Origin of the sequence: Bordetella genomosp. 8 (assembly GCF_002119685.1) — a bacterium.
GTDB lineage: Bacteria > Pseudomonadota > Gammaproteobacteria > Burkholderiales > Burkholderiaceae_B > Bordetella_C.
The window spans coordinates 1,055,653-1,076,306 of sequence record NZ_CP021108.1 but is presented as its reverse complement, the minus strand read 5'-3'; the positions used below and the strand labels follow the sequence as shown (position 1 = coordinate 1,076,306).

The following is a 20,654-nucleotide window of genomic DNA, read 5'->3' as shown; positions in this document are numbered from 1 at the left end:
TCCTTCAGGTGGTGGGATGGGTCATTTGCCCAGCCATTTTCCACTGATCTGCGCGTATTCGCCGCTGGCTTGCGCCAGGTGCAACCATTGGTCGACGAAGCGCTTGAAGATTTCATCGCCCTGCGGCAGCAGATACGCCATCTCCGCATACTGCAACGGCTTGTCGGGGTTCACCGCGCACAGCTCGGGATGCAGCTTGCTCTGCACGATGGCTTCAGCCGCTTCGGTGACGAATACGTCGGCCTGGCCCTTGACCAGTTCGTCGAAGATGGTCAGGTTGTCCGGGTGCATGGTCAGCTTGGCGTGGCTCAGCCTGGTCTTGGCGAAGCGTTCGTTGCTGCCGCCGGGGTTGGCGATCACGCGCACCGATGGCTGGTCGATCGCCTCCACGGTCTGGAATTTGGCCACGTTTTCGCAACGGGTCAGCGGGGTTTTGCCATTGATCATGTACGGCATGCTGAAGTAAGCCTGCTTCTGGCGTTCCAGCGACGCGGAAATCCCGCCCACCGCGATGTCGCACTTGCCGGCGACGAAGTCGGGCATCAGGTTGGCCCAGGTGGTCTTGATGAACTGCGGCTTGGCCTTCAGCGCCGTGCCCAGGCTTTGCATCAGGTCGATATCGATGCCTTCGAATTCCCCGGGCGCGTGCTGGAAGCTGAAAGGCTTGTAGTCGCCGGGCGTGCAGACGCGGAGCACGCCCGCTTGCTCGATCCGGCCCAGCGCGGAATTCGCGGCGGGAGGTGGAGTGGCGGGCGCGCCGGCCATGGGCGCCTGGGCGTATGCCAGGGCCTGGACGGAGAGCAGGATCAAAGCGGCAAGGATTTTCATGGCCGGGTTTCCTTTGGTATTGGAGTTGTGCGGTACCGCGGACCGCCGAGGGCGCGGGACGTGGACGGTCCGACTGACAACTGTAATCGCTTGCGTGGGGGTATACATTGCGGGTTTGCACGGCTTGCGGGCGGGAGGGGAACTGCCGCGCGCGCGGGCCGTCGAAGGTAGGCCGCGCCCGGGGGGACGGCTTTCCAGGAGCATCGATCCATGCGTTATCCCATGCGTTATCTATTGCTTGTGCTGATGGCGCTATGCGCCCCCCTGCATGCGGCGCCCGCCAGCGACGCGGAGCGCTTCGCGTCCGGCTTGCAGTTCCCCGAAGGCACCGTGTTCGTCGGCGACACGCTTTATTTCGTGGACTACGGCACGTCCGCCGTGCTTCGCCTGGGCGCGGACCGGTCGGCCGTCCGCGCGTGGCAATCGGCGGGTTGCGGCCCCAATGGCTTGCTGCCGCTGGCGGACGGCACGATGCTGGTCGCCTGTTATGACGCCGGAACGGTGGAACAGCGTACGCTGGATGGCCGGCTGCTGCGTACCGTGGATAGGGGCGCACAGGGGGAGCCTTTGATCCGCCCCAACGATCTGGCGCCGGACGGCCATGGCGGCGCCTATTTCACCGCTTCCGGCGGCGCGCAGGGGATAGAGGGCCGCCTGTATCACCTGGCGGCGGGATTGGCGCGGGCCGACATGGTGGTGGACCACGTCCAGAATGCCAACGGCGTGGCCCTGTCGCCCGATGGCCGTACCCTTTACCTGGGCGAGAGCACCACGGACAAGCTGCTGCGCTTCGATGTGGCGGCGGACGGCAGCCTGACCGGGCGGCGGGATTTCCTGGTGCTGGACGATCTGGGCCATGGCCAACGGCTGCCGGGCGGCGGACGCCATACCCCGGATGGCGTACGTACGGATCCCTCGGGCCATGTGTACGTCAGTCTCTACAATGGCGACGGCTTTGCCGTGTTCGGCGCCGATGGTCGCCTGCTGGCAACGCAGTCCCTGCCGGGCACCCACCATGCCAATCTGGCGATCTCGCCGGATCAGGCCTGGGTCTACGGCACCATCGATGACGACGAAGGAAGTCTCTACCGGGTCAGGAATCCGCTGGCGCCGCCGCGAGGATGAGCCGCGCCGCGCGGGCATGGAACGTGTGACGGGACGCCACGACAAAACCGCCGATGACGTCCGAGGACTCCATGACGAACAAGATACGGTTGGATAAATGGCTGTGGGCCGCGCGCTTCTACAAGACGCGCGCCCTGGCGGTCGAGGAAATCGGCAAGGGTCGGGTGCTGGTCAACGACCAGCCCGCCAAGCCGGCGCGCGACGTGGGCGAAGGCGATTACATCACCTTGCGCAAGAACGATCCGCCCATACGCGTGCTGGTCCGCGCGGTCAGCACCATACGCGGCCCCGCCACAGCGGCGCGCCTGATGTACGACGAAACCCCCGAAAGCATCGCCGCCCGCGAACGGGCCGCCGAAATGCGCCGCCTGGCACCCGAACCTGCCCTCGATATCGTCGAAGGCCGCCCGACCAAGCGCGACCGCCGATTGATCGATCAGTGGCGCGGTAAATAGGCTGACCAGTTCGGCCGCGCCGTGGCTCAGGGCCGCGCGCCGCGCCGGAACCAGCGCCAGGGCAGCCGCGTGGGCCACCGATAGGCGGGATCCAGGAACCACGGCTTGAGCACGTGCACGGCGGTGATCGCGATCAGCGCCGACGCGGCCACGTCGGAAGCGAAATGATCCAGGTTGACCAGGCGGCTGATGCCCGCCAGCACCGCCAGCGTGAACACCGGCAGCCGCCAGCGCGGCGCCACCACCGCGATCGCCGACGCCAGCACGAAGGCCGTCAGGGAATGGCTGGACGGGAAAGAGTTGAAAGGCTTGCCCTGGAAGGCGTGTCCCAGCCCGTAGTAGCCCTGCTCGAACAACACATAGGGCCGGGCGCGCGCCACCGTCTGCTTGAGCAGCCCCGTGACGATGCCGCCTGCGATCCAGGCGCCCATCAGCAGCAGGCTGCCGCGTACCACCCGCTCGTAGCCGCCGATCCAGGCGCCGTCGCTGCCGCGCCGCATCGCCACCAGCGCGGCGATATAGACCGCCAGCACGACCCACGCGTAGTTGTTGCTATCGCCCAGCTCGCCTATCCATTCGAAGGCGTTGTCCACGGCCGGCGACACATTGGCGTGGAGGTACCTGGCCAGGGGGAGGTCGACGAATGCGGCCAGGCCGCCGATCAGCAGCAGGGCCAGCAGCCAGCCGGCCACCCATCGATTGCGTGCCGCCCTACGGTCGCGCGGCGCCCCTTGGCTGGATTGCGCTTCGCCGCGCAAGGCCGTGTTCTGGACCATGTCCCCTCGTCATCCCTGTCGATTGCGCGGCGCCGCCCCGTGCGGCCGGCCGCGTATCCGGCCTCATGCTAGGACCGGACCGAGACAATACCAAGACAACGGCGCATCCGGGGTAAAATTCTGTTTTTCTCCCCTGCCCCCGGGATCTACACCCGTCACGGCTTCCGACATGCAAGAAACCATACTCGCGCGCGACGGCGCACTGGCGCCGGCGTCCGCCGACGCTTCCCCTTCCCTGTCCGCTGGCCCGGATTCCGATACGCCCCGCAAATTGTTCATCCGCACCTTCGGTTGCCAGATGAACGAGTACGACTCCGACAAAATGGTGGACGTACTGCGTGAATCGCAGGGCGTCGAGCTGACCGACACGCCGGAAGACGCGGACATCATCCTGTTCAACACCTGTTCCGTGCGCGAAAAGGCGCAGGAAAAAGTGTTCTCCGACCTTGGCCGCGTGCAGCAGCTCAAGAAGGCCAAGCCCGGGCTGGTCATCGGCGTCGGCGGCTGCGTGGCCAGCCAGGAAGGCGAAGCCATCGTCAAGCGCGCCCCGTACGTCGACGTGGTGTTCGGTCCGCAGACCCTGCATCGGCTGCCAGAGCTGATCCGCCAGCGCGAGGCCGAGGGCCGCGCCCAGGTGGACATCAGCTTTCCCAGCATCGAAAAATTCGACTCGCTGCCGCCGCCGCGCGTCGACGGCGCGACCGCCTTCGTGTCCATCATGGAAGGCTGCAGCAAGTACTGCAGCTTCTGCGTCGTACCCTACACCCGTGGCGACGAAGTCTCGCGGCCCTTCGACGACATCCTGGTCGAGATCGCCGACCTGGCCGACCAGGGCGTGAAGGAAGTCACGCTGCTGGGCCAGAACGTCAATGCCTACCGCGGCCGCCTGGGCGATGGCGACGAGATCGCCGATTTCGCCATGCTGCTGGAATACGTGCATGACATTCCCGGCATCGAACGGATCCGCTACACGACCTCGCACCCCAAGGAGATGACGCCGCGGCTGATCGAGGCCTATGCCCGGCTGCCCAAGCTGGTGTCCTTCCTGCATCTGCCGGTCCAGGCGGGCAGCGATCGCGTACTGGCAGCGATGAAGCGCGGCTACACCACGCTGGAATTCAAGTCCATCGTGCGCCGCCTGCGCGAGGCGCGCCCCGGCCTGACCCTGTCGTCCGACTTCATCGTCGGCTTCCCCGGGGAAACGGAAGAAGACTTCGAGAAAACCATGAAGCTGATCGACGACGTCGGCTTCGACACCTCGTTTTCCTTCGTCTACTCGCGCCGTCCCGGTACGCCGGCGGCGGACCTGGCCGACGATACGCCACAGACCCTCAAGCTGCAGCGCCTGCAGCGGCTGCAGGCGCGCATCGCCGAACAGGCGTCGGCGATCAGCCGCGCCATGGTCGGCACCACCCAGCGCGTGCTGGTCGAAGGACCTTCGCGCCGCGATCCGAATGAACTCATGGGCCGCACGGAAAACAACCGCATCGTCAATTTCGCCGCGCCGCCGCGGCTGATCGGCCACATGGTCGACATCGTCATCACCGAGGCCTATCCCAACTCCCTGCGCGGACGGGTGGCGGTCTCCGGCGACACCGGGGAGGCCGCGTAATGGCAGGCGCGCCCCGCAAACAGCCCGGCATCACCGTACAGCTCAGCGGCGACAATGCGCAGCTGGCGAATCTTTGCGGTCCTCTCGATGAAAACCTGCGCCAGCTGGCCGATGGCCTGGCGGTCAAGCTGACCCGCCGCGGCAGCCGCGTCACGCTGGAAGGCGAACAGGCGGAACTGGCGGCGCAGGCGCTGCGCCGCTTCGATGAGCAGGCGGCCCGCAAGCCCCTGTCCGTCGACGACATCCAGCTGGGCCTGGTGGAAATCGGCATCGGCCGCGTCGGCGGCTCGCCGGGCGCCACGCAGGCCTCGGGTACCGGCGCGATGCCCGCCCTGGACGACGACCGCGACTTCATCGCCCTGCGCACGCGTCGCTCGGACCTGCGTCCGCGCACGCCGCGCCAGCGCGACTATCTGGAAAACATCCTCAAGCACGACATCACCTTCGGCATCGGACCGGCCGGCACGGGCAAGACCTGGCTGGCGGTGGCCTGCGCCATCGACGCCATGGAGCGCGACACCGTGCAACGCCTGGTGCTGACGCGCCCGGCTGTCGAGGCCGGCGAACGCCTGGGCTTCCTGCCGGGAGACCTGGCGCAGAAGGTCGATCCCTATCTGCGCCCGCTGTATGACGCCCTGTACGACCTGATGGGCTTCGAACGGGTGCAGCGCCTGTTCGAAAAACAGACCATCGAGATCGCGCCGCTGGCCTATATGCGCGGCCGCACGCTGAACCATGCTTTCGTCATCCTGGACGAAGCGCAGAACACCACGCCGGAACAGATGAAGATGTTCCTGACGCGTATCGGTTTCGGCAGCAAGGCGGTGATCACCGGCGATCCGTCACAGGTGGACTTGCCGCGTGGCCAGCAAAGCGGCCTGGCGCACGCGGTGCGGGTGCTGGAAGAAGTGCAGGGCATCGCCACGACTCGCTTCACCAGCCGCGACGTGGTCCGCCACCCGCTGGTCGCGCGCATCGTCGACGCCTACGACAAGGCCGCGGCGGATGAGGAATAGCGTCGCTGATGGCGTGGGCGCCGGTTCCGTCGATCTGTCGCTTTCCGTGCAGTACGCCGTCGAAGCACCCACCTTGCCGCGCTGGCGGCTGCGCCGCTGGATCCAGCGTGCGCTGCAGGCCGCGCGCGACGATGGCCTGGTCGGATTCCAGGGCGCGGAAATCAGCCTGCGCATCGTCGGGCAGGCGGAAGGCCGCCAGCTCAACCACGCGTTCCGTGGGCGGGACTATGCCACCAATGTGCTGACGTTCGAGTACGGCGTCGGGCCGGACGCGGTGGCCCGGGGCGACATCGTGCTCTGCCTGCCGGTCCTGCGGCGCGAGGCGCGCGAGCAGCGGAAGACGCCGCTGGACCATGCCGCCCATCTGACGGTGCACGGCGCCTTGCATGCGCTGGGCTACGACCACATCAAGGCGCGCGACGCCAAGCGCATGGAAGCCCTGGAAACCCGCGTGCTGGCCGGGATGGGCATCGCCGATCCCTACGAGCCGCAGTAGGCGGCGGCGGTCGCGGCGCCCGCCACGGGCCCGCGCGCAGTGAGCGCCGGCCCCTACTGGGGTTATCCCCGCCGCGCAGTTACAAAAGCGCCGCGCAACATCGGTTATGCTGGATTCTTTGTAACTTGTCCTCTGGACGATGCCTGACCCCTACCCTGCGAACGACGCGGATTCCACGCGTCAAGCCAAGCCCGCCACCAAATCCCTGCTCGACCGCCTGCTGTCCCTGGTTCGCCGCGAACCCGAAGATCGCGAAGGCATCAAGGCGATCCTCGAAGCCGCCCACGAACGCGATCTGCTGGACGCCGAGTCGTACGCGATGATCAAGGGCGCGCTCGCCGTGTCGGAGCGCACCGTCGGCGACATCATGGTGCCGCGTTCGCGCATGGACCTGCTGGACATCGCGCAGCCCCTGCCCTATCTGCTGTCCGTCATCATCGATACCGCGCATTCGCGCTTTCCGGTATTCGAGGACGACCGCGACAACATCATCGGTATCCTGCTGGCCAAGGACCTGCTGCGTTGCATGCTCGAACCGAATATCGAGTTGCGCTCGCTGGTGCGGCCGGCTGTTTTCATCCCCGAATCCAAGCGCCTGAACGTGCTGCTGCGCGATTTCCGCGAAAGCCGCAACCACCTGGCCATCGTCATCGACGAATACGGCGGCATTGCCGGGCTGGTCAGCATGGAAGACGTGCTGGAGGAAATCGTCGGCGATATCGAGGATGAATTCGACGAAGACGAGGAAGCCACCATATTCGCCGAAGGCGAGAACCAGTGGCGGGTGCAGGCGAGCACCGACATCGAAAAATTTAACGAGGCCTTCGGCCTGGCGCTGCCGCACGATGAATACGACAGCATCGGCGGCTGGCTGGGCGGCGAACTCGGCCGCATCCCGCGCCGCGGCGACCACGCCGAGCGCGACGGCCTGAGTTTCGAAGTCGTCCGCGCGGATCCTCGCCGCGCGCTGTGGCTGCGCGTGAAGCGGCTGCCGCCCAATCCGCCATCCACCGCTTCCTCCGAATCAGAATGAGCAGCCTGAAGACGCGCGCCCCCCGGATCGCGGGCGCGGCGTGCATGATCGTGGCCGGCGCCGTACAGGCGCTGACCTTCGCCCCGGGTCCGCTACCCGATGGCGCCCTGGCGCTGGTGCAGGTCCTGATGCTCGCCATCGTGGCGCGCCGCCAATTGGCGGCGCCCACCTTGCGCCGCGCGCTATGGGACGGCTGGCTCTTTCACTTCGCGTGCTATGCCCTGGGCCTGTACTGGCTGTACGTCAGCATGCACGACTACGGCGGCCTGTCGTCACCCCTGGCCGTGGCGGGCGTGCTGGCGCTGTCGGCGTTCATCGCGCTGTTCCCCGCGTTGGGCGGCGTGCTCGGCCGCTGGCTCGCGCCGCTGCGCGCGGACGCCGCGCCCAGGCGCCGGCTGCGCGCGGCGCTGGCTTTCGCCTGCGGACTTGCCGCGCTCGAATGGGTGCGCGGCACGCTATGGACCGGCTTCCCCTGGCTGAACATCGGCTATGCCCACGTCGACAGCCCGTACGCGGGCTGGGCGCCGGTGCTGGGCGTGTACGGCGTCGCCTGGCTGGCCGCCTTCGCGGCCGCCGCCCTGGCGGTGCTCTGGCGACCGGCCGAAACGTCCCGCGACCCGCGCGACGGCATGGCCGCCGCGCTGGCGATCGTGGCGGCGCTGGCGGGCTGGGGCTTGTCGCATATCGCGTGGTCGCGGCCCGATGGCGCGCCGCTGCGGGTGCGGCTGGTCCAGGGCAACATCGAACAATCGCAGAAGTTCGATCCCGCCCAGATGGAAAGAGGCCTGCTGCAGCACATGAACCAGGCGGCCCTGCCGCCCGCCCCGGGCGAAGCCGCGCCGCAGGTCATCATCCTGCCGGAAACCGTATTGCCGGTCTTCCAGGACCAGCTCGACCCACGCGCCTGGGACCTGTGGCGCCGCATCGCCGAAGAACGCAACGCCACCATCGTGATGGGCGTGCCCCTGCACCGCGTGGTGGACGGCCGCGACCGCTACACCAACAGCGCAGTGGCCTTCGACGCCAACACGTCGCCGGAAGCGCTGCGCACCGGCGAACTGCCCATGCGCTACGACAAGCGCCACCTGGTGCCCTGGGGCGAATTCGTGCCGCCCGGCTTCCACTGGTTCGTACGCATGCTGGATATTCCGCTGGGCGACTTCGATCGCGGCGACGCGCGCCAAGTGCCCTTCGACATCGCGGGCCAGCGCCTGGCGCTGAACATCTGCTACGAAGACCTGTTCGGCGAAGAACTGCTGCCGGCCCTGCGGCCGGGGCCGCAGGGCGAACCCGGGGCGTCCATCCTGGTGAACCTCAGCAACCTGGGCTGGTTCGGCGATACCTGGGCCTTGCGGCAGCATCTGCAGATCGGTCGCATGCGCACCCTGGAAACCGCGCGGCCCATGCTGGCGGCGACCAACACCGGCCTGACGGTGTCCATCGATCCGCAAGGCCATGTGCTGGCCCAGGCGCCGACGATGCAGATGACGGCGCTGGCGACCTCCGTCCAGGGAACCACGGGCCTGACGCCCTATGTCCGCACCGGCAACACCGCCATCATGGGACTGGTGGCGCTGGGACTGCTGGGGTTGCTGGCGACGCGCCGGCGCACTGTTTCTGCATAAGGCAGTGCGCCGCGGCCTGTGGCCCGGGCCGCACCGAACCGGCCCGTCTCAGACGTGAAGCCGGGCGCGCGCGCGCCCGCCGCGGTTCAGCGTTCGCGCAGCGGCAGGTCCGCGCCTGCCTGGCGCTGCGGCGACGAAGGCCCCGTACCCACACCGCTCAGCTCGATGAAGGACGCAATCTCGGCCATGTCCTGCTCGTCGAGCTCCAGGGTCGCGGCGCCCAGCCAGCCGTCCACCTGCCCCGCCGACCGCGCGCCGACGATGGCGCCGGTCACGCCGGGCCAGGCCAATGTCCAGGCAATCGCCGCGGCGGCCACCGTGCAGCCATGCCGCTCGGCGATGCGCCGCAGCACGTCGGCCAGCTCCAGGTTGCGGCGCAGGTTTTCGCCGGTGAATTCAGGGTTGCGCGAGCGCCAGTCATCCTCGGGCAAGGCGGCGGCGCGCGCCTGGCTGAAGCCCCCGCTCAATAGCCCCGACTGCATCGGGCTGTAGACGATCACGCCCGTGGCGTGATCCAGGCACCAGGGCAGCAGGTCGGCGGCGGCGTCCCGCCGTATGGCGGAAAACGGCGGCTGCAGCGTGTCGACGTGACCCAGGCGCTCGGCGTCTTCCAGTTGCGCGGCGTTGTGATTGGACAGTCCGATGGCGCGTACCTTTCCTTCGGCCTTCATGTCCAGCAAGGCCTGCCAGTATTCCGCCAACGTGGCGCCGTCGCCGGCAGGCCAGTGCATCTGGTACAGGTCGATGCGCTCCACGCCCAGGCGCTTGAGCGAGCCTTCCAGCTCCGCGCGCAGGCTGCGCGTGGCGCCGACCCGGCGCGGCGGCGCGGTGGGCGCATGCTCGTCCCATACCAGGCCGCACTTGGTGAACACATAGGGACGCCGGCTGGGCGCTATATCCTTCAATGCCTGGCCCACCAGTTCTTCGGAATGGCCCAGGCCGTACACGGCTGCCGTGTCGATCCAGTTGACGCCGCGATCGACGGCATGGCGGATCGCCGCGATGGAATCGGCGTCATCCTGCGCGCCCCAGCCCGCGGCCCAACCGGCGCCGCCGATGGCCCACGCGCCGAATCCGACGCGCGTGATGTTCATGTCGGTACGTCCCAGGGGACGCACCGGAAAGGAAGTCGGACTCATGCTAGGCCTCCTGATTCGTTCTCCTGAAAAGGGCCCGGCGGCATATCGCATGCCCGGCCCAGCTCAACTTGCACGCCCCAAAAAAGTCGTGCATAATCTCGTTTCTTCGCCAACGGCACAGACAAAAGCCGGCAAGAACAGTCGCAACGAACAGTTTTATCGCTGCACCCAAGCACTGATTTTGCAGGATTTTGGCTAGTATTTCGTCAGCAGTATCGCGAATACACGGGGGTATAGCTCAGCTGGGAGAGCGCTTGCATGGCATGCAAGAGGTCAGCGGTTCGATCCCGCTTACCTCCACCAGTCGAAAGCGAAGTGCAGTAAAAACGCAGTACAAGACGAGTTCAAGTCCCCTTCGTCTAGAGGCCTAGGACATCACCCTTTCACGGTGAGTACAGGGGTTCGAATCCCCTAGGGGACGCCAGCTTCATCGCTGGCAAGGTTGTAAAGTCCGGCGTCGTTCGCGATGCTGTACAAAATACGCCGCTGCGGAGCGGTAGTTCAGTTGGTTAGAATACCGGCCTGTCACGCCGGGGGTCGCGGGTTCGAGCCCCGTCCGCTCCGCCAAAATTCAGATCGTTGTCGATGGATTACCCACAACAGCGATCACGCTGAAAGCCCTGAGAAATCAGGGCTTTTTGCATTGGAACGGCCTGTCGATCTCGAGCCGTCCCGTGAGCGCGACGCCTGCTCGGCACACACTGCGCGGATCGGCTTCCTAGGTACAAAATCGGCACGACCGTCCGATGCGGACATGCGATTGCGATGTCCGCATCGATCGCTTGCTGAATGGGATCCAGCCGCCGGGCTTACAATCGATGTCGCCGTCGATCGATGGCATCCGGCCGCGCACTCTTCTATCCCAGCAACTGCGGATTCAAGCGCCACGTCCTATAGCAAAGCGCGGTGGCGAAACCCACCCACGCCAGGTAAGGCAGCATCAGCACACCCGCCAGCGCCCGCACGCGCCAGAACGCCGCCAGCGTCGCGACGATAAGCAGTAGCAGCAGGCAGACATCGACGAAGGCGGCGGCGCCCAGATGCCATGCGAAGAACAGCCAGCTCCAGAGCGCGTTGACCACGAGCTGCACCAGGAAAAGCGCCAGTGGTTTGGCGTGGATCCGCCAGCCGCCCTCGCGCCAGACCAGCCAGGCCGCGACGCTCATCAAGACATACAAGGTGCTCCAGACCGGGCCGAACACCCCCGCCGGCGGCGCCCAATCAGGCCGGGTGAGCTGCCCATAGAACTGCGCCGCCTGGACGGACGCGATAGCCCCGGTGGCCGCCGTGGCGAAGCCGACCGCGAGCCAGCCGATCAAGCCCAGGATCTGTTGTCGCATCGAAAGGAATGGCATAGGTGGTCGTGTGCTGAATGGGAGAACGGATTACAGCACGCCCCGATCCGACCGATCGGCGGGCCGGATCAGGGCACGTAACCCCACAGATCCAGAATGACGGCCGCGCCCGGCAGGAACAGGGTGTCCGCCACCTGGATGGCGCTGAAAGGCAAGCCGGTGCGACGCAGCCCCGGGTCCCAGGCCACATAACCCCGGCGGAAATCCGCCAGGTCGGCATGGAAATGCAGCGCGCGCGTGACGTAGGCCAGCTCCGTGCCGGCGGCGGCGAAAATCGTCGCTGCCTTTTCCAGGATATCGCGCATCTGTGCCTGCACCGGGTCGTCATAGAACGGCGCGCTGGGGTGCACATGGCACCCGGCGCACAAACCGCCATCCTCGATGCCCATCAGGCCCGCCACGAACAGGACGCCGTCGAAGACGCGCGCCGGCAACATGTCGGTGGCGATCAGCGACACGTCGCATTCGACGTCGCGTACACGGTCGGCGGCGGATTCGTGGGCGGCGACCAGGTTGACCTCGATGGTGGCGTCGCGCGTGCCGAAGCCCGGATGCCGCACGGGCACCACGGTGGTGGGCGGCACCCGTCCACCGAAGGCGCGCGACCAGGACTGCCAGAACGCGGGCAGGTCTTCGTGATGGCTCAGGTAGACCTGGGCCTTCAGCACCAGGTCCAGGCGGCTGCCCGCCGCGTCCAGCGCGGGCACCAGGCGCTTCTGCACCAGGTAATCGGTTTCCAGCTTGATGCGCGTGCCGTTCCACATCTGGCCTGCCGGCACCTGGGCTTCCGGCGCGATGTTGCCGCTGGCGTCGCGCGCCAGCTGGCCGGCGACGAAGATCATGTCGCCCATGCGCAGACAGGGCGCATAGCCCGAGGTCTGCGGGACGTTGAGCTTGCCGGTGCCGGCTTTTTCCACGGTGTAGCCACTGGCCGCGGTGGCGGCCATGACCTGCACGTCCATGGAGACGTCCAGGTTCAGCAGGCGGTCGACGATGACCGAGGTACTGGGCGCGACCTGCCCCGCCAGCGCCTGCTTGCGGGCGACGTGGTAAGGATCGACGTGGCGTGGGTCCGGGTAGTACTGGTCCAGCCGCGCCACGCGGTCCAGGCCGCTGCCGGCTTCTTCCAGGTGGCGGCGCATGGTGTCGAAGATGGCCTGCGCTTCGCGCTGCGCCTGTGGCGGCGCGCCCAGCGGGTGATCGGCGCGCAGCACGGCAGGGTCTGCCAGCCCGTTGGGACGCACGGCGCGCAGGCCCGTGCCGAACACCCAATGGCCCGCGCGCACGAAAGGCACGTGAATGATGTCGCCGTTGCCGTAGCGGCGGATCCCATAGCGCTGGAAAGGCATGCTGTCTCCAAATTATTGCCTTGGGGGCGGTCATTTGTTCCGCCACCACAAACTGCTGCCACCTCAACCCGGGCGGCGGCGGATCCGGCTCCGCCGGTCCGCCGGCCGCGCCCCCTTGAGGGGGAAGCGCGCCAGCGCTTCGGGGGTGGGTCAATCTACCTTCAGTCCGGCTTCCTTGATCACCTTGGCGTCGCGCTCCTTCTCTTCCTGAAAGAAGGCCTGGAACTCCGCAGGCGTGTTGGTGATGATTTCGACGGACGCATTGTTCATGTAGGCCTTGACGGTGTCCGATTCCATGGCTTTCTTCAGCTCGCGGTTCAGGCGCTCGATGATGGCGGGCGGCGTGCCCTTGGGGGCGACCAGCCCCGACCAGACATAGGCGGAAAACCCGGGGAAGCCGGACTCGGCCAGGGTCGGCACGTCGGGCAGCAGCGGCGACCGCTTGTCGCCGGTGACCGCCAGCGGAATCAGGCGCTTTTCGCGGATGTGAGGCATCATCGCCGCCAGTCCCGGCATGGCGACCATGACCTGGCCGGCCACCACGTCGGTCACGGCCTGCGCGCTGCCGCGATAGGGGATATGCATCATCTGCAGACCCGCGGCGGACAGGAACATGGCGGTGAACAGGTGCTGCGCGCTGCCATTGCCCGACGACGCGTAATCGATCTTGCCGGGCCGCGCCTTCACGTAGTCGATGAATTCCTGGACGCTGCGCACCGGCATCTTCGGATTGACCACCAGCACGCCAGGCTCGCGGCCGAACAGCGAGATCGCGGCGAAGTCGGCCACCGGGTCGAAATTCAGGTGGCTGTACAAGGTCGCGCTGATGGCCTGGGGATTGGAGGCCAGCAGCAGCGTATAGCCATCGGGCACCGAACGGGCGACGTATTCGGCGCCTATCATCGCCCCTTGCCCCGGCTTGTTTTCGATGACGATGGCCTGTCCCATCTGCTGGGCCATCTGCTGCGCGATGACGCGCATCGGTGCGTCGGACGAACCGCCCGCGGAGTAAGGCACGATGATGTGGATCGCGCGCGACGGATAGTCCTCGGCGCGCGCGAACGGCGCCCCCAGGCTGGCCGACAGGGCCAGCAACGCCATCCATGACGCGGCGCGGCGAAGAAAGCGGCGAGGCAACAGATCCAGCATTCCGACTCCTACAGGCTCAATGTGGGGCGTCAACGGACGCCGTCGCCTGTTGAAAGCAATATGCGCGCCAAGTTCGCGTCGGCTTTTGCTTTTACACATCCGGCCCCAGCATGCACCAGCGAGGGGCCGGTTGGGATCCGGTGTTTCCCGGAAGCGTGCATGTTTGCCCTGGGGACGGGCGGCAGCCTGCGGATGGGATGTGGCTTTTTTGATAATCCCCAGGAAATTTCGTCGAAGAAAACCGGGTATTCGTCGAAAAACCGCCTGCCGCCCCTGCCGGACCGGAACAATTCGCTTACGAACAATGGCGTCTCGTCATGCTTGCGTAAGCGCAGCGGCATCCACGAGACCGAACCGCCGCCTACAGGATTGCCGATGAGACGACGCACCGCCCTGCCCGCCACGACGAAGCACCGGGGCTCGCGTCCCGCCACGCCGGCCTGCACGGCGCATGCGCCCCGGTCGGCGGCACTGACGGTGTTGTCGGCTGCGCTGTGGGGCGCCCTGGGCACCCTGGCCGCGCCTTCGGCGCAGGCCGCGCTGTCCTGCCCCGCCCCCAGTTCGTCGACGGGCCCGGCCACCACCTGCACCATCGATGCCAGCCAGGGCGGCTCGGGCGCGCAGATCAACATCAATTTCACCGCCAACGCCGGCACCGGCACCAACATCGGCGACTACGGCGGCAACTACACCGTGGTCAACAACGGCGCGGTGCTGCAGCCCAGCGTCCCGCAGGCCGGCCTCTACGTGAAGCTGCAGGGCGGCAAGGGCTCCAGCGACACGTCCAACAATGCCACCAACGGCGGCAACGGCGGCACGATCTCCATCACCAACAGCGGCGCCATCAACGTCTACACGACGCCGACCTCCAGCAGCGAGGGCGGCGCGCCCGGTATCTGGGACGACGCGGGCGCGCAGTTCGGCATCTATGCCGCGTCGGTCGGCGGCAACGGCGCCGACGCCAACGTCACGGTCATCGGGGGCGGCAACGGCGGCTCCGGCGGCCAGGGATCGGCCATCTCGATCACCAATAGCGGCGCGATCCAGGTGAACAGCCTGCCGTATGGCGGCGTGGGCATCTATGCGGCCGGCATAGGCGGAAACGGCGGCGCCGAGGACAAGGCGGGCAGCGGCGACCAGAATGGCGGCAACGGCGGCGTCACGAATACGATCTCCGTCAACAACAGCGCGTCGATCTCCGTCAACTCCGGCAGCGCCTCGCGCTATGCCTGGGGCATCGGCGTCGAATCCATCGGCGGCAATGGCGGCAACTACAACGGCTATGGCGGCGATGCGGGCTTCGCGAACACCTCGGCCCCCAGCAGCATCGTCAACAGCGGCAGCATCACGGTCCAGCTCAATGGCGGCTCCAGCTTCGCCAACGGCGTGCGCGGCCTGTACATGCTCAACCAGGGCGGCAACGGGATCAATTCCGAAGACGGCAGCGACAATGGCGGCGCGGGCGCCAATGCGGCCGGCATGACCATCACCAACTCCGCCCCGATCAACATATCGATGAACAACGCACTGCCCGCGCCAACCGGGCTGTCCGGCCTGTCGGGCGGCATCGTCATGATAGGGCTGGGCGGCAACGGCGGCGCGAGCGCCCAGACGGTCACGAACACCACCAACCAGCGCGGCGGCACGGGCGGCTCCAACCCCTATACGTCGACGATCAACCTGAATAGCGGGACCAACATAGCCACCTATGGCAACTACCTGCCGGGCGTCATAGCGATAAGCCAGGGCGGCGCCGCCGGCCCGGGACGGGAAGATGGCAACGGCGGCGCGGGCGGGTATGGCGGGCTCGTCAACATCTTCATGGATGGGAATGCGAGCATCACGACCAATGGCACGCAGTCCCATGGCATTGCCGCCCGCAGCGCCGGCGGCGCCGGCGGTGGAGTCGAAACCAGCAGCGGCCTGATCGACTTCACTCCCGAAAACGCCGGTACCGGCGGCGCGGGCAAGGACGTGACGATCACGACCGGCAGCCAGTCGGGCAGCGGCGGCACCATCGGGACCTATGGGGCGAACTCCATCGGCATGCTGGCGCAGTCCATGGGCGGCTTCGGCGGCGGCACGACGTCCAACTTCGAATTCCTCGGCGATGCGGGCGCGAACGCGGGCGATGGCGGCACCCCGGGCAACGTCACCATCAGCAGCCTGACCGCCATCACGACAAGCGGCGCTTCGTCGCATGGCATCGTGGCCCAGTCCCTGGGCGGCGGCGGCGGCGCGGCGGGCCAGAGCAGCGGCATCGTGGCGCTGGGCGGTTCCGGCGGCAACGCGGTCAACGGCGGCACGGTCAGCGTCACGCAATCCACGACGCTGGCGACCAAGGGGTCCGCCGCGATCGGCATACTCGCGCAGTCCATCGGCGGCGGCGGCGGCGACGGCGGCGGATCCAGCGGCATCGCGACCATCGGCGGCCAGGCCGGCAACGGCGGCGGGGGTGGCGGCAGCGCCACCATCAACCTGAACGGCGGCGCCGTCAGCACGACAGGCGATACCTCCTACGGGATGGTCGCGCAATCCATCGGCGGCGGCGGCGGCACGGGCGGCGCGGCGTCGTCTTTCAACGCCAGCCTGGGATTCTCCATGGCGGTGGCCGTGGGCGGCAGCGGCGGCAACGGCGGCGCCGCCAGCACCGCCAGCGCCAACCTGAGCAATGGGAGCATCACCACCGGCACGTCCGGCACCAGCGCAACCGACGCGCATGGCATCGTCGTGCAATCCATCGGCGGCGGCGGCGGTATCGGCGGCGCGGCGGTGGCGCAAGCCTACGCGGTGGCCGTGCCAGACGATTCGGTGTCCGTCGGCGCGTCCGTGACCTTCGCGGCCGGGGGCAGCGGCGGCACGGGCGGCAGCGGGGGCGATGCCAACGCCAACCTGACCGGGTCTACCGTGACCACCTATGGCGCAAGCTCGAACGGCCTGCTGGTGCAGTCCATCGGCGGCGGCGGCGGCGTGGGCGGCAACGCCACGGCGACGTCCACGGTGATCGGCACGGACAGCTCGGTCGGCGCCGAGGTCAGCGCCGCGTTCGGCGGCAACGGCGGATCGGCGGCCTGCGGCGGCACGTCGACCTCCACCTGCGCCAGCAACGCCAACGTGTCACTGCTGGGCAACAACCGCATCCAGACCTGGGGAGACTCGGCCAACGGCATCGTGGTGCAAAGCATCGGCGGCGGCGGCGGCGCGGGCGGCATAGGCTCGGCGACGGGCAACAACAGAAACACCGACGCCAACGTACAGGCGACGCTCAGCCTCGGCGGCACGGGGGGCGGCGGGGGCACGGGCGGCGCGGTCAACTACGCCAGCACCTATACCGATACCGTCATCACCGCCGGCGACGGCGCGCGCGGCGTGCTGCTGCAATCCATCGGCGGCGGCGGCGGCGCGGCCCAGGGCGGGCAGATCGGCCTGTCGCTGGCTGCGGAAAGCGAGGATGGCAGCACCGACGTGCGCGGTACCGTGAACGTCGGCCGGGGCGGCAGCTCAGGCGGCGCGGGCGGGAGCATCACCCTGGTCTCCAACGGCAACATCACCACCTATGGCGCGGACGCCGACGGCCTGGTCGCGCAAAGCATAGGCGGCTCGGGCGGCCTGGGCGGCGTGGCCGGCGGCAACGCCGCGGATCCGTCCACCGGCGTGCTGCGCAAGGCGGTCGGGACGTTGAACGATGACGGCACGAGCTATGAGCTGAACATCGGCGTCGGCGGCACCGGGGGCAACGGCGGCAATGGCGGCGCCATCGGCACCAGCACCACGGCGGTCAGCCTGGGCTCGCAGATCAACACCTTCGGCGACTATGCCGACGCGGCCTTGCTCCAATCCATAGGCGGTGGCGGTGGACAGGGTGGCGCATCGACGACCTCGTCCAGCAGTTCGTCCTCGCACCTGACCTTGTCGGTAGGCGGCAAAGGCGGCGCAGGCGGCGCCGGCGGCGACATCGTCGCGTATTTCAATGACGATTTCGTCGACAGCCATAACGGCAACCTTTTCAATACCAACGGCTTCGGCGCGCATGGCGTGGTGCTGCAATCCATCGGCGGCGGCGGTGGCCTGGGGGCCTCGGGCTCCCCCATGGCCAATGGCACGATCACGGTGGGCCGCAACGGCGGCGGTGGCGGCAACGGCGGCAACATCACCGTGAACCAGGCGAGCTGGGCCAATATCTCCACGCACGGCGACAGCGCCTATGGCCTGGTGCTGCAAACGATCGGCGCCGGCGGCGGTATCGGCATGGCCGGCGATTCCGACACGGCGGCCACCAGCAGCGGACGCCAGCTCAATCTGCAACTGGGCGGGCAGAACGGCGCCAGCGGCAACGGCGGGTCCATCACCGTTTCCACGGGCCTGGGTATGAACACCTATGGCGCGCGCGCCATCGGCGTCGTCGCCCAATCCATCGGCGGTGGCGGCGGCATCGCCGGCACCGGCGCGGCGGGCAGCATCAGCGGTATTACCCTGGGCGGCCAGACAGGCAACGGCGGCGCGGTCTTCCTGAACATCACGGGCGGCAGCGTCACCACGCGTGGCGATGGCGCGCACGCCATCGTGGCCCAATCGATCGGCGGCGGCGGCGGCATCGTCGGCGACACCGCCATGGGCATACAGCTCGATCCGACGGCCTGGGGCGTGGCGACACGGGCGCCCAGCGCTTCCGGCAGCGGCGGGACGGTGTCGCTCACCGTCAACGGCACCCTGGCGACATCCGGCCGCAATGCCTTCGGCATCGTGGCGCAATCCATCGGCGGCGGCGGCGGGCTGGGCGGCAGCGCCACCAATGGCTTTGCCGGCACCAACAACGCCCAGTCCAGCGTGATCAGCAACCAGGTCAACGTCTACCAGTACGGCACGATCACGGCGACCGGCGAGGGCTCGACCGGGATATTCGCGCAGAGCCTGGGCTCCAACGACGACAATCCCGTCACGGTCAACGTCAACGGCACGGTGCAAGGCGGTTCAGGGTCCAATGCGTCGGCCGTGTGGATCGCCAACGGCAAGCACAATACGCTGAACGTGGCTGCCGGGGCCAGCCTGAGCGCGCTGTCCGGCGTGGCGATACGCTACGACGGCGAGGCCAACACCGGCTACGGTTCGGTGCTGACCGTGAACAACAGCGGGGTCATCACCGGCAGCGCCATGTGCGAGAACACCGACGGGACCGGCGCCTGCACGATCGACAACCTGCAAGGCGGGACACTGGCCAACGCCGCGGTCTACCAGGCCGATGTGAACAACGACGGGCTGCTGGTGCTGGGCGCGCCGGGGCAATTCAACCAGTTGCGCATCACCGGCAGCTTCATCCAGCGTCCCACCGGCGTGATCCGCGCGGATGCCGACTTCAGCGGGATGAACTCGGACAGCCTGGTCGTACAGGGCAACGCGGCCTTGGCGGGCTCCCTGGACGTGGTGCCCAGCGCGCTGCTGCCCAATCGCGACCTGACCGTGCTGACGGTGCAAGGACAAACGCAGGGGTCGCTGCAAGCCCTGGACAGCCCGGTCGTCGATTACGGCGTGCGGCAGAACGGCCAGACCTACCAGGTGCGTGCCGACTCGGCGAACTTCAATGCACCGTCCATGGCCCTGTCGGGCAACCAGAGCAGGATCGCGGGGCAGTTGCAGCGCATCTGGGACGCGGGCGGCAACGCCGCGCTGGCCCCGCTGTTCGCGCAGATGGACCTGGCGTCGCGCGTGGGTGGCGACGCGTATCGCCGCAACGTCGACAGCCTGTCGCCCGGCGCGACCGTGGCGCCGGCCGCGCAATCGATGGCGGCAATGGGTCAGTTCACGGGCAATATGATGTCCTGCCCCACGTTCACGGGCGTCGACGCGATGACCGGGGAACAGAACTGCTTCTGGGGCCTGGTGTCGGGCCGCTCCACCACGCAGGACGGCAGCCGCGGCAACTCCGATTTCGACTACGACAGCGTGACGTATCAGTTCGGCGGGCAACGCGAAGTCAGCCCCGGCTGGTTCCTGGGCGGGTCCGTGGCCTATCAGAACAATGACCTCAAGGGCGATGGCAGCCGCGTGAACGGCAACGGCGACAGCGGCTATGCGGGGCTACTGCTGAAGCGCCAGAGCGGGGACTGGACCTTCTCCGGCGCGGTCGGAGGCGGCTATGGCTCGTACCGGATGAACCGGGACATCACCGTTCCCGGTTACCAGGACACGCTGAAGAGCGATCCCGATATGTACAGCTTCGGGCTGAAGCTGCGCGCGGCGCGGACCTTCAGCTTCGACCGCGTGTACGTGAAGCCGTACCTGGACTTCGACGCGAACTACACGCGGATGTCTTCGTATTCGGAATCCGGCGGCAACGCGCTGGGCCTGTCCGTCGACAGCAGCCACCAGTTCATCATGGGTTTCTCGCCGATGATCGAGATCGGCGGGCGCTCGGAACTGCCGAACGGCGCGGTGATGCGGCCCTTCGCCTATATGGGCGTGACCTTCCTGACGCAGAACAGCTGGGACGCCAATGCGCGCCTGCAAGGCGCGCCGTCAGGCACCGGATCGTTCACGACCTCGCTGCCCATCGACGACGTCATCGGCCGGGTCGGCGCGGGACTACAGGTCGCGACCGCCAAGGGTGTGGATTTCCGCCTGCAATACGATGGCGAATTCGCGCAGCACACGAAGAGCCATAGCGGGTCGCTGAAGGTGATGATCCCGTTCTGAGTCCGG

The 20,654-nt window shown here is 67.6% G+C and carries 15 protein-coding genes and 3 tRNA genes; 12 read left to right on the top strand and 6 right to left on the bottom strand.

The genetic code is table 11. The annotated features are described in order from the left end of the window. Nucleotides 1-21 precede the first annotated feature (21 nt). The gene (locus tag CAL12_RS04895) at nt 22-828 is read right to left on the bottom strand and encodes a transporter substrate-binding domain-containing protein (RefSeq protein WP_086063461.1); all 807 of its coding nucleotides are present in this window, start codon (nt 826-828) and stop codon (nt 22-24) included. Nucleotides 829-1,038: 210 nt separating this feature from the next. Here CAL12_RS04895 and CAL12_RS04890 point away from each other — a divergent pair, with 210 nt between their 5' ends. Together CAL12_RS04890 and CAL12_RS04885 are read left to right on the top strand one after the other, a co-directional pair. Beyond that, nucleotides 1,039-1,953, top strand: coding sequence for an SMP-30/gluconolactonase/LRE family protein (locus tag CAL12_RS04890; protein ID WP_086063460.1), 915 nt, complete (start codon nt 1,039-1,041; stop codon nt 1,951-1,953). Nucleotides 1,954-2,024: 71 nt separating this feature from the next. After that, complete coding sequence (locus CAL12_RS04885) at nt 2,025-2,408, top strand: RNA-binding S4 domain-containing protein (protein ID WP_086067681.1); 384 nt, start codon at nt 2,025-2,027, stop codon at nt 2,406-2,408. 26 nt (nt 2,409-2,434) lie between these two features. Here the strand turns inward: CAL12_RS04885 and CAL12_RS04880 are convergent, their stop codons facing one another. After that, nucleotides 2,435-3,184 carry a phosphatase PAP2 family protein gene (locus CAL12_RS04880; RefSeq protein WP_086063459.1) on the bottom strand — a complete coding sequence of 250 codons (750 nt, stop codon included), beginning with the start codon at nt 3,182-3,184 and terminating at the stop codon, nt 2,435-2,437. A gap of 169 nt (nt 3,185-3,353) precedes the next feature. Between CAL12_RS04880 and miaB the strand changes: the two genes are divergently transcribed. The 5 genes from miaB (at nt 3,354) to lnt (ending at nt 8,966) form a co-directional block, all read left to right on the top strand. Beyond that, the gene (miaB, locus tag CAL12_RS04875; protein ID WP_086063458.1) at nt 3,354-4,796 is read left to right on the top strand and encodes a tRNA (N6-isopentenyl adenosine(37)-C2)-methylthiotransferase MiaB; all 1,443 of its coding nucleotides are present in this window, start codon (nt 3,354-3,356) and stop codon (nt 4,794-4,796) included. Next, nucleotides 4,796-5,812, top strand: a complete 1,017-nt coding sequence (locus tag CAL12_RS04870; protein ID WP_086063457.1) for a PhoH family protein — start codon at nt 4,796-4,798, stop codon at nt 5,810-5,812. The genes miaB and CAL12_RS04870 overlap by 1 nt, the downstream gene beginning before the upstream one ends. Then, nucleotides 5,802-6,308, top strand: a complete 507-nt coding sequence (gene ybeY, locus CAL12_RS04865) for an rRNA maturation RNase YbeY (protein WP_086063456.1) — start codon at nt 5,802-5,804, stop codon at nt 6,306-6,308. Before CAL12_RS04870 ends, ybeY begins: the two co-directional genes overlap by 11 nt. Nucleotides 6,309-6,447: 139 nt before the next feature. Beyond that, nucleotides 6,448-7,341, top strand: a complete 894-nt coding sequence (locus CAL12_RS04860; protein WP_086063455.1) for an HlyC/CorC family transporter — start codon at nt 6,448-6,450, stop codon at nt 7,339-7,341. Further along, nucleotides 7,338-8,966, top strand: coding sequence for an apolipoprotein N-acyltransferase (lnt, locus tag CAL12_RS04855; RefSeq protein ID WP_086063454.1), 1,629 nt, complete (start codon nt 7,338-7,340; stop codon nt 8,964-8,966). Before CAL12_RS04860 ends, lnt begins: the two co-directional genes overlap by 4 nt. Nucleotides 8,967-9,052: 86 nt before the next feature. On the opposite strand, the gene CAL12_RS04850 is transcribed toward lnt, so the two are convergent. Then, nucleotides 9,053-10,060 (bottom strand): aldo/keto reductase, encoded by a 1,008-nt coding sequence (locus CAL12_RS04850; protein WP_086067680.1) that lies wholly within the window; start codon nt 10,058-10,060, stop codon nt 9,053-9,055. Between the two features lie 43 nt (nt 10,061-10,103). Between CAL12_RS04850 and CAL12_RS28005 the strand changes: the two genes are divergently transcribed. The 4 genes from CAL12_RS28005 (at nt 10,104) to CAL12_RS04835 (ending at nt 10,672) form a co-directional block, all read left to right on the top strand. After that, nucleotides 10,104-10,304 carry a hypothetical protein gene (locus tag CAL12_RS28005; RefSeq protein ID WP_157792890.1) on the top strand — a complete coding sequence of 67 codons (201 nt, stop codon included), beginning with the start codon at nt 10,104-10,106 and terminating at the stop codon, nt 10,302-10,304. 28 nt (nt 10,305-10,332) lie between these two features. Next, nucleotides 10,333-10,408 (top strand) — tRNA-Ala (locus tag CAL12_RS04845). A 45-nt stretch (nt 10,409-10,453) separates the two neighbouring features. Next, a tRNA-Glu gene (locus CAL12_RS04840) sits at nt 10,454-10,529 on the top strand. A gap of 66 nt (nt 10,530-10,595) precedes the next feature. Beyond that, nucleotides 10,596-10,672, top strand: a tRNA-Asp gene (locus CAL12_RS04835). A gap of 290 nt (nt 10,673-10,962) precedes the next feature. Here the strand turns inward: CAL12_RS04835 and CAL12_RS04830 are convergent. The 3 genes from CAL12_RS04830 to CAL12_RS04820 form a co-directional block, all read right to left on the bottom strand. Continuing rightward, on the bottom strand, nt 10,963-11,460 hold the full coding sequence (locus tag CAL12_RS04830) for a TspO/MBR family protein (RefSeq protein WP_086063453.1): 498 nt from the start codon (nt 11,458-11,460) through the stop codon (nt 10,963-10,965). 68 nt (nt 11,461-11,528) lie between these two features. After that, nucleotides 11,529-12,809 (bottom strand): RidA family protein, encoded by a 1,281-nt coding sequence (locus CAL12_RS04825; RefSeq protein ID WP_086063452.1) that lies wholly within the window; start codon nt 12,807-12,809, stop codon nt 11,529-11,531. Nucleotides 12,810-12,959: 150 nt separating this feature from the next. Beyond that, complete coding sequence (locus CAL12_RS04820) at nt 12,960-13,958, bottom strand: Bug family tripartite tricarboxylate transporter substrate binding protein (RefSeq protein ID WP_157792889.1); 999 nt, start codon at nt 13,956-13,958, stop codon at nt 12,960-12,962. Nucleotides 13,959-14,333: 375 nt separating this feature from the next. Between CAL12_RS04820 and CAL12_RS04815 the strand changes: the two genes are divergently transcribed. Continuing rightward, nucleotides 14,334-20,648 (top strand): autotransporter outer membrane beta-barrel domain-containing protein, encoded by a 6,315-nt coding sequence (locus tag CAL12_RS04815; protein ID WP_157792888.1) that lies wholly within the window; start codon nt 14,334-14,336, stop codon nt 20,646-20,648. Nucleotides 20,649-20,654: the final 6 nt, after the last annotated feature.